The organism is Mucilaginibacter sp. SMC90 (genome assembly GCF_022811725.1).
Taxonomy (GTDB): domain Bacteria; phylum Bacteroidota; class Bacteroidia; order Sphingobacteriales; family Sphingobacteriaceae; genus Mucilaginibacter.
The window spans coordinates 5,375,434-5,389,797 of sequence record NZ_CP094527.1; the positions used below are offsets into that span (position 1 = coordinate 5,375,434).

Annotated in this window: 10 protein-coding genes; all 10 read right to left on the minus strand. The window is 43.5% G+C overall.

Features of this window, described 5'->3' with window-relative positions; translation table 11 throughout:
* Window positions 1–2: 2 nt before the first annotated feature.
* The 10 genes from MTO98_RS22475 to MTO98_RS22520 all read right to left on the minus strand — a co-directional run bounded on the left by MTO98_RS22475 (window position 3) and on the right by MTO98_RS22520 (window position 14,360).
* Window positions 3–3,455: a SusC/RagA family TonB-linked outer membrane protein gene (locus tag MTO98_RS22475; protein ID WP_243481222.1), complete on the minus strand. Its 3,453-nt coding sequence runs from the start codon at window positions 3,453–3,455 to the stop codon at window positions 3–5.
* A 109-nt stretch (window positions 3,456–3,564) separates the two neighbouring features.
* On the minus strand, window positions 3,565–4,581 hold the full coding sequence (locus MTO98_RS22480; RefSeq protein WP_243481223.1) for a FecR family protein: 1,017 nt from the start codon (window positions 4,579–4,581) through the stop codon (window positions 3,565–3,567).
* An 80-nt stretch (window positions 4,582–4,661) separates the two neighbouring features.
* Window positions 4,662–5,228, minus strand: a complete 567-nt coding sequence (locus tag MTO98_RS22485; protein WP_243481224.1) for an RNA polymerase sigma factor — start codon at window positions 5,226–5,228, stop codon at window positions 4,662–4,664.
* Between the two features lie 103 nt (window positions 5,229–5,331).
* Window positions 5,332–6,771, minus strand: a complete 1,440-nt coding sequence (locus MTO98_RS22490; RefSeq protein WP_243481225.1) for an alpha/beta fold hydrolase — start codon at window positions 6,769–6,771, stop codon at window positions 5,332–5,334.
* 64 nt (window positions 6,772–6,835) lie between these two features.
* Entirely contained in the window at window positions 6,836–7,645 is an 810-nt protein-coding gene (locus MTO98_RS22495) for an AraC family transcriptional regulator (RefSeq protein WP_243481226.1), read from the minus strand.
* Between the two features lie 301 nt (window positions 7,646–7,946).
* Window positions 7,947–8,261 (minus strand): L-rhamnose mutarotase, encoded by a 315-nt coding sequence (gene rhaM / locus MTO98_RS22500; protein WP_243481227.1) that lies wholly within the window; start codon window positions 8,259–8,261, stop codon window positions 7,947–7,949.
* A gap of 265 nt (window positions 8,262–8,526) precedes the next feature.
* Window positions 8,527–10,359 (minus strand): beta-galactosidase family protein, encoded by a 1,833-nt coding sequence (locus MTO98_RS22505; RefSeq protein WP_243481228.1) that lies wholly within the window; start codon window positions 10,357–10,359, stop codon window positions 8,527–8,529.
* 50 nt (window positions 10,360–10,409) lie between these two features.
* Window positions 10,410–11,516: a glycoside hydrolase family 43 protein gene (locus MTO98_RS22510; protein ID WP_243481229.1), complete on the minus strand. Its 1,107-nt coding sequence runs from the start codon at window positions 11,514–11,516 to the stop codon at window positions 10,410–10,412.
* 15 nt (window positions 11,517–11,531) lie between these two features.
* Window positions 11,532–12,767 (minus strand): DUF2264 domain-containing protein, encoded by a 1,236-nt coding sequence (locus tag MTO98_RS22515; RefSeq protein WP_243481230.1) that lies wholly within the window; start codon window positions 12,765–12,767, stop codon window positions 11,532–11,534.
* Between the two features lie 258 nt (window positions 12,768–13,025).
* Window positions 13,026–14,360: a BNR repeat-containing protein gene (locus MTO98_RS22520; protein ID WP_243481231.1), complete on the minus strand. Its 1,335-nt coding sequence runs from the start codon at window positions 14,358–14,360 to the stop codon at window positions 13,026–13,028.
* Window positions 14,361–14,364: the final 4 nt, after the last annotated feature.

Here is a 14,364-nt window from a genome sequence, read left to right on the forward strand (position 1 = left end):
TATTAAATGCCAATAACTATGTTAAAACCAAATGTGCGTGTTGATGGAAACTGCGCTACCTCAAACCCCTGCACTATATCGGTGCCCGAAAGGGTACCAAATTCAGGATCGAAGATTGGCCACTTGGTCCAGATGTAAAGGTCGCGGCCATATACACCTACCGTGGCGCGCTGCAAGCCAAGGCGTTTAACCAGGCGGGGGCTCAATGAATAATCGAACCTTGCTTCACGGAATTTCAGAAAGTTGGTTGAAAACGTATTGCCTTCGGCATTGTCAATACCGTAATGCGAGCGGTAATAACCGTCAATATCAGTAGCAATAACATCGTTTGGCTTGTAGCTGCCATCCGGGTTTTGAATAACACCTTTGCCAATGATACCATTGTACCTTCCCGGTAAAGTAAGCGTTGTTTTACCCTGCTCGGCCAGTTTATAGTTTGAAAGCGAGTACGATACACCGCCAACCTGTGCATCAAACAACAGGTGTAGGTTAAATTGTTTATACCTGAAATCGTGCCCCATACTTGCCTTCCATTTAGGTATGGTGTTGCCTAAGTAAACCAGGTCATCTGATAGTTTGGCAAAACCCGTAGCCGCATCATATACGATCTGCCCATCAGGTGAGCGCAAGTAACCGCGGCCATACATATCACCCATGCTGCCACCCACGCGTGCCACGATCTGACCGCCGCCGGTTGGGCCGTTGCGCAACACAACCGCGCTATCTGCAAGTTGCTCTATGGTATTTTTATTGGCGCTAAATGTTGCAGTAACATTCCAGCTAAAAACATTGGCCTTGCGGATGGGCGTACCATTCAATGAAATTTCAATGCCTTTATTGTTTACTTTACCTACGTTAATCACAGCCTGATTGTAGCCGGATGACTGATCGACAGTACGGCTCAGGATCTGGTTTTTTGTATTGCCTGTGTATAAAGCTATATCGAAACCAAACCGGTTATTGAACATCCTCGTTTCGGCACCTACCTCAAGCGTTGTAGTGCGTAAAGGTTTCAAATCTGGATTTGACAGCGTACGCGGGTTTTGCAAACCTCCTGCGTAGGTGCTGCCTGCCGATACATAGTTAAATGAGGTTTGGTAAGGGTTTGTTGTACCACTGCCCACACCTGCAAGCGATGCCCTTACTTTTACATAGTCAATAAATTTAGGCAGCTTAAACGCTTCAGAGGGCAAGAAGCTCATGCTTGCCGATGGATAAAAGAAACCAACCTGATCGGTACGGTTTGCGGTAGCCAGTGTGCTGATCCAGTCCTGACGGGCTGTTAAATCAACATACAGATAATCTTTAAACGATGTTGATAACAAGCCATAAAAGCTATTGATAGCATATTTTGATTTATATGGCAGCGTAACCAGCGGACCGGCATTGTTGGCCATTGAATACACACCAGGATATACCAGCGAGTCGGCACGTACCTCATCCCGATTATAATTATTGCGCAGCATACTACCGCCAGCAGTGGCCGAGATGTTAACATCATGTGTTATTTTCTTGTTGTATCTCAACAGGAAATCGGCACCTTGTTCTTCTGAATAAATATTTTGCGTACGGTATGAGCCTTTAGGGTATTTGGTACCAGCGTCATAAGGGCGCTGCTGCGCACGTTGCTCATAACCCATATCTAAAGTAGCACGGACCTGTATGCTAAACTCCTTTGTAACACTGTAAAGCGCTTCAACGTTGCCGGTAACCGAGTTACGGTTTGACCTGTTGATAAACTCGTACGATACCGCATAAGGGTTTTCCGGAAACGAGCTGAAAGGATAAAAAATGGCCTTACCCTCCTGTCCGTTTTTCCAGTAATTTTTTAACCAGTTTAAATCGGCGTTGGGCTGCCAGAAAATAAACCAGTACATCAGCGACTGGTTACCATAACCTGCGCCGGGCAGGTTATCACTATTCTTATTATTGTAATTTACTTTTGCGTTGATGGTTAACTTATCATTGATTTTGGAGTTAACCGATAAAGCTATACTGTTACGGGTATAACCTGTGTTAGGTGTTATCCAGTGATTGGTAACATTAGTTGCCGAAAAACGCGCAGTTGTTTTGTCGCTGCCGCCGTCAACACTTACCGAGTTGGTAAACGTTTGGCCTACATCAAAAAAATCGCGGATCTGGTTTTTGTATGGCACCCATGGTGTACGCACGGTGCTTTGCTTTTGGGTAACCGGATCAAGCTGGTAAAAAAGCTGACCGTCAAACTTTGGCCCGTGGGCCGAGCTTGTTGCGCTGGTGCTTGCGCCATCAGGCCCTGCTCCAAATGAGTAATAACGTGAGCCAGCCGTACCCTGCCCGTATTCATACTGCAGATCGGGCCAGCGGTTCACGCTTTCAAGACTGGCGTTTGAGTTAAATGTAATGCCTAAGCCACTATGCTTTTTACCCGATTTGGTGGTAATGATAATGGCACCGTTGGCACCGCGCTGCCCGTAAAGTGCTGCTGCACCCGGGCCTTTCAACACGGTTACCGTCTCAATATCTTCCGGATTGATATCATTCAGGTTGCTGCCATAATCGGCAGGCATGTTATCGCTGCTGGTACCGTAGGCAGATTCGCCGGCATTGCTTGTACGCCTGCCGCTACCCTGGTTAATTACCACACCATCAACAACTATTAAAGCTTCATTATCGCCGGTAAGGTTATTTTCACCACGGAGGATAATTTTGTTTGATCCGGCCGGGCCACTGTTTGAACGGATCAGGTTCAAACCCGCTACCTTGCCCGATAATGCATCGGTCCAGTTACCCGAAAGGGCGTTAGTTAATTGATCACCTTTAATAACCGGTGCCGAATAACCCAAACTTTTATCTTCCCTTTTGATACCAAGCGCTGTTACCACAACCTCATTTAATTTATTATCGGCAGGACTAAGCGTAATGTTTAAAACGGTATTTGCATTTGAGCTAACGCTTACATTCTGGATCCGCTTAGTTTCGTAGGATATAAAGCTTGCTTCAACTGTGTAATTACCGGGTACCACACTTAATGTGTATGAGCCATCAATGCCACTTATAGTGGTTGCACCTGCTCCCGGAATTTTCACAGTAGCACGGGGAAGCGGCTCTGATTTTTCGTCAACCACTTTGCCTTTAATGCTTCCCCTATCCTGCGTTTTTGCAATGATGAGTATATTTCGTTCGCCTGCTGCTTTGTAGGTGCAGGTAGTTCCTTTTAAAAGCAAGTCAAGCGTTTCACCTAAGGAGCGCTCTGCTTTTGCTATGTTTACTTTGCGTTTATCATCAAGCAGGCTATTGTTATAGCTGATTGATATGTCGCCTAATTTTTCAATTTGCTGAAAGGCGTCCTTTAGTGTAGTACCTTCGGTACCAAACGTGATCCTTTTGTTTATTACTGTTTGAGCCTTAGCGTTTATGCCGCCAAAAGGCAATTGTAAAAAGAACAGCATGGTTAATAACCATAACTTTTTCATATATTTACTTTAATTTATACTTGTCTAACCGTGAGTTTAAATTGTCAAAACTTGAAGCCTGGGGTTGTTACCAGCAACGTCCAGGCTTTTACCAATAGCCGGGTAAATACTATTTCATGATGCTTCCTCCTTTTTGATTATTGTTTGAAATAAATAGCTGATCGCCTTTTTGCGTGTAGCCCAATCCTGATAGCGCACTAAGGGTTTCCATGGCATCAGTCAATGTCATCCCCCTTAATTTTGCCGTAAGCCTCACATTGCCAAGGTCTGGTTCTGTAAACCTGATCTTAACGCCGTAATGATGCTCAAGCGAAGCGGCTATTTCACTGTATGTTGTATTGTAGAAAACAAATTCATTATTGATCCATGAGCTAACTGCTGATGCATCGGTATTATTGAATGTATAGATGCCGTTTTGGGTATTGATGCTGATCTCTTCGTTCTTTACCAGGTATTTAACCATTTGAGGCTGTCCGTGCACATTGGCCATTACGCCAACCTTACCGCTTTGCACGGTTACTGCCACCTTATGTTCGGCCAGGTAGGCTTTGATGTTAAATGAGGTACCCAGCACTACGGTGGTGATATCGCCGCTTTTTACTACAAATGGTTTGGCTTTATGCACTACGTCAAAAAAAGCTTCGCCATCAAGCACAACATCACGTTTTTCGCCGCCGAAGTTTTTAACGTATTTGAGTTTACTGCCACCGCCGAGATAAACTACCGAACTATCGGGGAGCATTATTTTGGAATGCTTACCATCGGCATTGCTGATCTCCTCATAAACCAAAGTTGATGACTGTTTAAAATACCTGTATCCAAACCAACCCGAGGTACAGATAAGCAGGCAGGCCGCAGCGTAGGCTATCCAGTTTAATTTAGGAGCGTGTTTCTTTGCAGATATTTGAGGTTGGGTTATATGCGCGTTGATCTTAGCCCAGCTATTTTCAACATGTTCAGGCTGTTTAAAGTAAGCTTTGGATGCCTCCAGGATCTGGATGGTTTCACTGAACTGGGCAAGGTTTTCAGGGCTTTCCTCAATCCACTCCTGTAATTGCGTTAAGCCATCATCACTGATGGTTTTCTCAAAATATTCAACTATTAAGCGGTAGCTATTATCTTCCATTAAATCTGTCTCTAAACTTAAAGACCGATTTTACGTAGCCGATACGTAGCGAAATGAGTTAAGTTTACATTAAGAAATCATTAACCCTCAGAGGTGAAATTGTGCTGCCCTTTTAGCAACTGACGAAGTTTTTTGATAGACTGATAAAGTGTGGTTTCAACCGTGCGCACCGAAATCCCCAACACCTTGGCTATTTCATTTTTATCAAGGTTATCAATGCGGCTCATGAGCAGCACCTGCCTTTGACTGGTGGGCAGGCTATCGATAAGGCTCAGTATTTTATTGTACGATTCGCGGCCCGAAAGGATTTTGAAGGGTGTATCCCTGTCTTTCAATACATATCCTTTCAGGTCGATATCTTCGATAGAATGTACCGGATCTTTCTTTTTTTGGATGTGATTTAAGGAAAGGTTTTTGGCAGCGACAAACAGGTAACTCTTTACGTTAAGAATGGCAGTATCGCGGTTATCCCACAATTTAATGAAAAGGTTTGCAGTGATCTCTTCGGCAACGGTATAATCTTTAGTGTACACTGTGCACAGCTGGCATAAAGTTTTGTAATAACGGTTAAAAAGTGTTTCAAGGGCAACGGGATCGCTTTGTTGCAAAAGCCCCATCAACGCTTCATCAGTAAGTGCAGGATACATGCCAAAGAGTTGTTTTGGCTCAAATGTAAGGTTGCTATATTAGGCTAATGTTAAGAAACCAGAAAACCTTTATTCATCGTAAAACCAATCGAAAAGTTTTCGCCTATTCTATGATCAGATTTTTTGATTGAGATGTGAGTTTCCTATACGGATTTTCAAAAAAAAGTTTCACATAATCAGTCCCGTCTACACTAAAACCCGGTGCATGTCCCCTGTTATGGATGATCAGCAATTGACTATTGGGCATATATCTCTTGATTAACTTGTTATAAAACGGCCTGCAATCAGGGTCTACGTCGCCCGCCGAGATCATCGCAGGCACTGTTGAGTAAACCGGTTGTTTTGCAACTACGGGTTCAGCCTTTACCTGCCAGCAACTGCATATAACATGGTTTACGTTATTAAACGGATATCCGGCCAGCCATGGAAGCACCGGGTGCTGCTGCGCTTCTAAAGCAGGATCGGAATAGGCTATCTGTTCTGAGCAATAAACAGAATACCTCATGCCAAGAGAAACATTTGAATCGCCATTAAAATAGCCATCAAACACTTCCTTTACGTACTTGTCCTGGCGGCCTTCAATTAAATCGATCATAACACCCGGCACAGTGCTCACCTGCCGCGAGTTCATCCTATCCACTATGGCGTCAAGCAACTCATTTTTTGTATAAATGAGGTTGGCAGTTTTATCACTTCCTTTTTCCTGGTAAGCTATGTTAAACTTCTTCCCGGTGATAGCGCTGAAGTATTGATGGAACCTCGCTCTGAGATCTTTATATTTCGTGGCCGAGGAATCCGCTTCGCAGTTATGAAAAACCTGCTCAAGCGCTTCATTGATATTAAACAAAGCGTGTTCCTCAAAATTAACGTAACCGGGGAGGGGTGAATTCAAAAGCAACGCGCGAACGCTTTCCGGATGGTTTCGCACCACAGTGAGCATCAAACCACCACTATAGGATATACCAACCAGGTTAAGCGAATCAATATTTAAGGCTAACCTTAAGTCATTTATATCTTCAGCGCTTTCGATGGTATTATAGGCTGATAAGTCGACACCCTGTTTTGTAAACCGGTTTCGGCATTGTGTAACGGCTTGTGACACCAGACTATCTTTATTTTTTCCCTCCCTGTAGCTGCGTTTAATAGCTTCTGCTACTTCCATACAATCAAGGCATGGCTGCGCCCGCTTTGTTCCGCGTTGATCAAAAGCAATAAAACCGCCATAGGCCAGCCAGCCAGAGTTATAGCTTATGCTATCGATATTAAGCGTGGTGCTATAGCCCGGTCCGCCGGTAGTGTAAAGCGTGATATTTTTGCGCGGGTCCTGATCCGGCCGGCGTACAAATAAAAACGGGACCTTCACTTTGCGGCCTGCCGGTTTATTTCTATTTTCCGGTACAACGAGGTAACCTGTTTTTAAAATAAGCCTTGGGTCTGCCTTAACCAGCCCCGGGTAAGGTTCTAATACCGGTTTATATTTCTGGCTGTATAGTTTTTGAATAAAAATAGTGACACAAAGTAAGATGACAAGGAGCTTTTTCATAACCGTTATTTAGCCTACAAAGAAAAGGATTGGCTTTACCCGCTAAAAGTAAAAAACGGACAAATTAAAATTGATGCTTCGTTATCCTTTGGCCTGTAAGGTTCATAACATCTTTATGAAAATGGCTCAAATCATAATATCCATAATCGATAGGAACAAAGTTTTCCCTGTCATTTACAAATGCCGTTAACGCATTTCTGCCCCGCATAATTGAAAAATAATTTTTAGGCGGAGTGCCAATCACCCTGTTGAAATAACGATTGATGGTTTTAGAAGTAATGAACAGCCTCTCAGCAACTTTTGATGTGTTTAATTGCATGCCGGTAGCCTGATATTCGCCAATGCTGTCGTTTACAATTTTAACATAGTGATCCTGGCTTGTCTGTTTAATGAGTTTATCTAACAGAAATGATTCAACAATGATCACACGCTCCTCAAAACTAACGGGCTGCTTTACTTTTTGAAGCAGTTCCCAGGGCAAAATCTCATTAAGGTCAATGATCTTATCAATAACCGGGACTTGATTTAAACCTAAAATGGCTTCTAAACCACCCGGATTGAATTTAACCGTGAATATATTATCGGCAGGTAGTTTGTGCCGGGTAACATCCTCATTTCTCAATATCAAAACATCTTGCTGCTCCCGTATATGATACCTCGTATTCTTCAAATCAATATAATAAGGCGAACCAAGGTTGATATAAAAAGTAGGTGTCCAGCTGGGGAACATCTTCACCGTCGAAAATTCATTCTTTATCTGCTGGATCGCTGGATCTAAAACCGACTGCGAGTAAAATTCGATATAGTTAGCTAATTCTTCGCAAGGTGCGCTGAACCTGTATATTTTACGGATATTCTGAAATATCTCAACCATACTTACTGAGGTGAACTATATCTGTAAAAATAAATTTTTTAATTAAAATATGGCACATTCAGCAAGGTAAAAGCCGGCAGATGCTATTACTGTAGAAAACAAAAATTGCTGTTATAAAGATGCTTACTTGAGTATGCTCTTTGTAACAGCAATTTCAGAAGCTGTTTAAATTTGCAAAAGCTTCATTGCCGTTGGTTTTGGTGACTGTTGCACAACATTAAAGTCAACAGCAATGAAATTCGATCTACCTGTAAACGATTTTATCATTTTAAACAGCCTCTAAGAAGCGCCATTGCCATATCTATGGCAAAAAAAACACCTCTTTTAAGGGCATGCTCACCGGCGATTGATCGGCATTAGTATCCATAATATCAGCCATGTATGCCCACCATTTTTTCATAATTGGAGCGTCTGGCAAATGATCAAGGGCTTCCTGATCTTCAACCTCCATTACACCAAAAAGCCAGTTCGTATCCTCATCTAAGAAAATAGAATAATTACTGATCCCAACATCCTTAAGCAAACTGCTCAATTCGGGCCAGATGGCATCATGCCGGGCCTTGTATTCGGCTGTCTTGCCTTCATAAAGCTTCATCTTAAATGCTACTCTTGCCATTATAAATGATATTTAAAGTCTGTTATCAAAGAGCTCAAGGCAAAAAGTTCAAAGTTATCAGAAGCTGTTTAAAAACCAATCGAAAGTTTTTTGTAGAGACGCATCACATGCGTCTCCCGGCGGACAAGCCGATTCAAAAGGCTTCTAATCCCGTCGGAAATTGCACGCGGGAGACGCATGTGATGCGTCTCTACATTTAAAAACAATCGTTTTTAAACAGCCTCTTAGTAGATTATTTACCCAATATACATAAAAAGCTTTAAGCTTATTTAACGTTTACTACATCTAATATAGGTTTATCCAATCCTGATAACTGGTCTTGTTCAGGTTTTAACAGTTCAAGTACCTCAACATCATTATAGCCTTTCTTTAACCATTCAACCGGCAAGTATAAGGTTTGCTGCGGACCAATTCCCCAGTATCTGCCCAGGTTATGCCCGTTTACCCATACCACACCTTTTCCCCAATTGCTCATATCAAGATAGGTATCTCCTACTTTATCCAGGTTAAAACCACCTTTCCTGATCACTGGCGACTCCCCATTTGGCTTTGCTGCAGAGAATTTAACTGCGTTTAAATCATGAAACGGCAATGAATACATTTTCCAGTGTTGTAATTCTGTCCCGTTTAAAAGCACCTTTTCGGTGATCCCTTTTTTATTCTGCAAAAGATATTTGCCAAAATTGATGCGGCCAAGGTTTTCAACCAAAATATCAAGCGTTACTTTTCCGGCAGGCAATTTCAAGTACAAACTATCCTGGTTAAGCCTGCGGTCAATCGTTCCCGCTTTTTTACCATTGATCATGATCACTGCGTAGTCCCTCAGTTCTTTAAGCTTTAGCTGTCCGCTTTTGCTTCCGTTTAAAACGGTGCGGTACAACACGAAACCGTAATCCTGGTGCAGATCTTCAAAAGTGAGCGGGGTGATATTTTCCTTAGCCTCAGGTAAAGTATTTAATAAGCTTACCGATTGCGTTAGTTTAAAAGCAGGTATGGTAATAGCCGGTTTGGCCGCCGGTACATCAGGCAATTGTACACCGGCAGGTAAATGCTTTTGGATCACCTGTCTGAACTGCATAAACTTTGGTGTAGCATTCCCGGCCTCATCTAAAGGCGCATCATAATCATAGCTGCTTGTTTGCGGCTCATAAGGTGAGGTATCTTTAAAGTTAGCACCATTCATGAATGCACGGGTTGTACCGCCGTGAAACATATACATATTAATAGAGATTCCGGCGGCTAATACAGAATCAAGCCTTTTGGTATAGCGTCCGGCCGGAACGGTGTGATGAGCTGTGCCCCACCAGTCAAACCAGGCCGGGTACCACTCGGCTATATAATAAGGGCCTTTCCCATCATGATTTTCATTGATGATCTTTTTCACTTTTGCAGGATCATCAATGCCATTAACAGCAGGCAGCAATCCGGGCAAATGACCGTTTACCAAATCAGGGGCAGGGTCGCAGGTATACAGTAATCCGTCAAAACCGGCTTCTTTAAATAGTTTCTGATTAATGCCCAAATACTCCTTATCACTGCCATATGAGCCGTATTCGTTCTCGATCTGCACCATCAGGATATTGCCGCCATGATTGATCTGCAACGGGGCTAATTGCCTGCCCACCTCTTTGATGTAGGTTTGGTACTCTTTAAGATATTGCGCTTCTTTACTGCGTACCTCCAGCCCTTTTTCGTTTTGCAGCCAGTAAGGGTATCCGCCAAACTCCCATTCGGCACACACATACGGGCTTGGGCGAAGGATTACCCAAAGGCCCTCCTGCTGTGCTATACGCACAAATTCGGCCACATCGTTATTCCCGGTAAAATCAAACTTGCCTTTTTGGGGTTCGTGCAGGTTCCAGAACACATAAGTGCCTATGGTATTTAAACCCATGGCCTTAGCCATTTTCATTCGCGCCCGCCAGGCTTCGCGCGGCACCCGCGGATAATGCATCTCGCCCGAGATCATCTGGAAAGGTTTCCCATCAAGCAGGAAAGCTTCATCGCCCAGTGCAAAAGTATGTTTGGGCGCTTGGCAAAAGGCCGTGACACCCATAGCCACAAATAATGTTAAAAAAGATATAATATTTTTTTTCATGGTCTTCCTATCGCTTCCGCGTTTTTGCTGTTGTAATAGTTTTGATGAGCTTATTTTTTAAATACATCCAGGTTCCATTTGTCTACCCAGTTTATTTCAATATCATCACCTTTAAAATTGATAGGAAGCCACAGATAACGACCATCGATAGCATCTTTGGGCGTCCATTTATCAGCTATAAATATAAAAGCATCCTTTTTACCGGCTACCGGCAGCACGTGCGTACTTTGACCGCCATAAGTTATCTTGCTATCCGGTCCCTGGCAAGGATTACCGTGGTAGGTCCACGGCCCCCAGATTGATTTGGCACTAAACCAACGGGCAGCATTAGGCGCCCAGCCTGTACAACCCGAACCGATCATGTAATAAATTCCATTGCGTTTAAATAAAGCGGGTGCCTCGGTTTGATGGCCTATATATATGCGGATAAATTTTCCTGTATGACCTGTATAGTCGGGCGTTAGCTCAGCGAGGTCAAGCGTGAAGTTTTCTTCGGATGAAAAAACATGGTAAGCCTTGCCGTCATCGTCAACAAACACGGTCATATCGCGGGCCATTTGGCCTCCCGGTAAATCGCGGCAAAAAAAGCCATCGCTTTTATTAGCAGGCGCAGCACAGTTTACTTTATCGCCTTCGGGAGTGAGTGCCGGATAAAACGGCATCTGCCCCGGATTTGGGCGATAGCTTTTAATGAATTTATACGGGCCCGTTACCTTGTCGCTTACAGCAACCCCGGCGCGGGCCGCGCTGTAGCCTTTGCCCAATAGCTCAAGGTGAAACCACATTACATACTTTTTTGTCTTTTTATTATAAATAACCTTTGGCCGCTCCAAAATGCAACCTTTTGCAATGTCGTTTGCCGTATCGGGCGAAACACTCAGGGAAATCCCTTCATCCTTCCAGTTATACAGGTCTTTTGACGAATAACAATGAACCCCCACCATTGCCCTGTTACCCGCATCGCCGGCAATTTTGTGTTCACCAAACCAGTAATAAACTCCGTTATTATAAAGGATGCCACCCCCATGGGCGTTGATATGTACCCCTTTATCATCGGGCCAGATAGCACCGGGGGTAAAACTGGTTAATTTAGTTTGTGCCTTGCCAATGATGCTGAAAAGCAAAAATGCCGGCAATAAAAATCGATAGTATTTCATATAAAGATGTTTATGTTATTTCCTGATATCAAGTGCATGATCGGCCGGCGCATCTTGTCCGTTCCAGATTTTTACGGCCGTCCATGGTTCGGCAGCGTCTGACCAAAACGGATCTGTTTCGGGTAAGCCTAATGGTACAAAGACATTGGCACAGAAATAAAGACTGCCTGTTGTAATATAAAAATCGGCCAGCCCCGGTTGCTTGCCATATAACCCCATATTAAGCCAGCCATCCGCAGTAAAAGTTTGCGGTGCACCAAGCGTTTTTTTGATCATGGCTGTTAACGCACACCTTACCTGCGCAGGTTTCAGGCTTGCAGGCAATTGTTTTTTGTAGGCGATATTGGCCAGGTGATGAAAAGCACCGCCACGATAAACTATTGAGCGGCCAATAACCGGATAGCTTCCATCGGCATTAATGAGACGCTCGAGCACTTCGGCGTAACGCTGGCCAACGGCAAGCTCCCGCTGTTCTTCACGTGCATAAGTTTTCTTTTTAGCATTAACCTCCTCCAATATGGTGCTTAGGTTAGGGTGGATCACGATACTATTGTAATAGTCAAGATGAAAGCTCATCCCATCCGAATACATGCCATCGCCAACATACCAGTGTTCGGTAAATTCGCGGATGCCGTATTCAACTCTTACCGGGTCATAACCCAGATCATATTTGCAAAAAAACGCTTCAATCATTCCCGAAAACAGGATCCAGTTGGAGTAAACCGGAACAGTTGCGCGAGTTGTCTTCATTACTTCAACCACTTGTTTTTTGGTAGTTTCATCAAGATGCTCCCATAACCAGGGGCTTCTTACCAATGCAAAAGCCACAAACGATGCATCAACCAATGGCTGCCCCCCGTTCCATTGCAGGTAATCTTTGGCCTGCGGATTAACTGCATTAGCGATAGCCTTTAAAGACCAAGCCCTGTATTGCTCACGAAGTTTTACTTCAACAGGATCACCGCCCTCCAATTGCAGCCATGGCGCTATGCCGCTTAATGTGCGGCCAAAAGCTTCCAGATACCCCACCTTGGCCCGACTTTCCTTATTGTCGGCCCTGTCAGATAACTCCATGGGCATTTTTTCCTTAAGCTGATCGGCTGCGAGGTTGCTGATAACCGGGCGGGCTACCTTATCCATGTAGGTTAACCACAATTTTCTGTCGGGCACTTGCGCAGTATTTTTTTTGCTTTGGGCCGATGCGCAAAATGGCGTACTTATTAATATAAAGTAAAATATGAGCTTTTTCATCCTGGCTATTTGTTTATCTGTTACGTTTTAATGAGGTATAACTTAGTAATCAGGAAAATCTCTTTTAAAATCAATAATAGACACGAGGCACCTAACGGAGCCTCAAAGCTTCCATTTTTGTTTCCTATAAACACGATACTCCTCCGGAGTGTCTTATCAATTGCTTTAAACTCCGTAGGAGTATCGTGTTTATAGCCATTTTAATCCAATATATTGGCTCCGTCAGGTGCCCCGTGTTTTAAAAGTGATTTCCTTTACTCAGTAATTAATTATTAAGGGTGTCCACTCCAACACCTGTACATCAGTAGGCGGAATACTGGCTTTCCCTTCACCATCAACCTGGGTTACTTTTTGTACAAATAGGCTCAGCACCTTTTTATCTTTCCATAACTCGGTGTCATAAGTCGGTTCCCACTCTCCTACTGATTCAGAACTTAAATCACTAACATGCCAGCTTCCATGCTGCAAATTGCTATTTACAGCTACTGAAACTTTATCGCCTCGTTCTGCGTCTCTGAAAATAATTGCAGCTGATTGTTTGCCATCCTTACTCCAGGCTATAATTTGCGGGCGTGATATCGGGATACGTTTAGTACCGGTTCCGCCAAGACTGAATGCCGTTTTTCTGAAACCAAGATCAACTGACTGCCAATTATTCCCGGTTTTAAATACAATATGATATTGCGGTACTGCCGTACTGCTGTCGCGCCAATAAGTTGCGATAAACGGATTACCTTTATCATTGGCAAACATGGATGTTTGATTGATCAGTTCGCTGTTCTGCGGTATTTTACAAGCATACTCAGCATTAGCTGCATTAATTGGAAGCATATATTTTTCGCCTGTAGATTTTTCCCAGGTTAAACCGCCATCGTTTGAGCGGGCATAACACATATCGTGATTACTTGCCACATCCGGCGTTTCGCGCCATACCCACGAAATATGGATAGTTCCTTTTTGATCAATACACATTTGCCAGTAAGCATTGCGTTTACCCTCCCCATCTATAAGATTTTGTTGGATATTAATCCATTTTTGAGAGGCAATACTATATCTGTTCATTACCAGGTTACCGTTCCCCGAGCCACCATCGCGATATACAAATAGCAGATCGCCGCCAGGTAAACGATAAAACTCAGGGTAACTTACCTTGTTTTCATGAATCCCGGTCATGCTTTTTGGCTCCGACAAAATAAGACTACCAGGCTTAATGCTTTTAGCATAATTCAATGCCTGGTTATGATGCCCCCAGGCAACGTGCAAATACCCGGCACCATCAACCATTATGCTGATATCCTTATGGGCGTCGGCGGCATCAGCTTTGTATTGTGTAGTAACAGTATCCCATTTAACCGCCCCGCTTTTTCTTTTCGCTAATACCAATACCTGGTAGTTATTATAAAAAGCGGCATATTGTTCGCCCTTAAAAGTAACAAGCGAATTTTTCCGGAATACAACCGTATTAACCGAGTTATTTGCCCAACCCGCACCTATAGTACTGGCGGTTACTTTACCAGATTGTGCTGCTGCCCGCACGGCGCTGCAAAGCACAATACATAATAAAAGTTGATATTTTAAACGGTATAGCTTCATAAAA